At 71.9% G+C, this 463-nt stretch carries 1 protein-coding gene; it reads left to right on the top strand.

From position 1 onward, the window contains the following. A partial coding sequence (locus GWK61_RS55235; RefSeq protein WP_228564606.1) for a class I SAM-dependent methyltransferase occupies positions 1–463 on the top strand: 463 nt, incomplete at both ends.

Genomic DNA, 463 nt, shown 5'->3' with positions numbered 1-463 from the left:
AGCTGTGTATAAGAGACAGGCAGGAGCCGGGGCGGCCGACCCTGAGGCCGAGGCGGTGGCGGGAGTGCCGCTCGTCCAGGCGGACGCGACACGCCTGCCGTTCGCCGACGAGGCGTTCGACATCGTGTGCTCGGCCTACGGCGCGGTCCCGTTCGTAGCGGACTCGGCAGCGGTGATGCGTGAGGCGGCGCGGGTACTGAAGCCGGGCGGCCGCTGGGTGTTCTCGGTGTCGCACCCGATCCGCTGGTCGTTCCCGGACGACCCGACCGAATCGGGGCTGACGGCACGCGACTCGTACTTCGACCGACGGCCGTATGTGGAGTTCGACGACCGCGGACTGGCGACGTACGCGGAGCACCACCGCACGCTCGGCGACCGGGTGCGGGAGATCGCGGCAGCGGGGCTGCGGCTGGTGGACATCGTGGAGCCGGAGTGGCCGGCGGGGCTGACCGAGGTGTGGGGC

Source organism: Catenulispora rubra, from assembly GCF_015356825.1.
Lineage (GTDB): Bacteria > Actinomycetota > Actinomycetes > Streptomycetales > Catenulisporaceae > Catenulispora > Catenulispora rubra.
The sequence above is the reverse complement of the archived record's forward strand: the minus strand, read 5'-3'. Positions and strand labels throughout refer to the sequence as shown.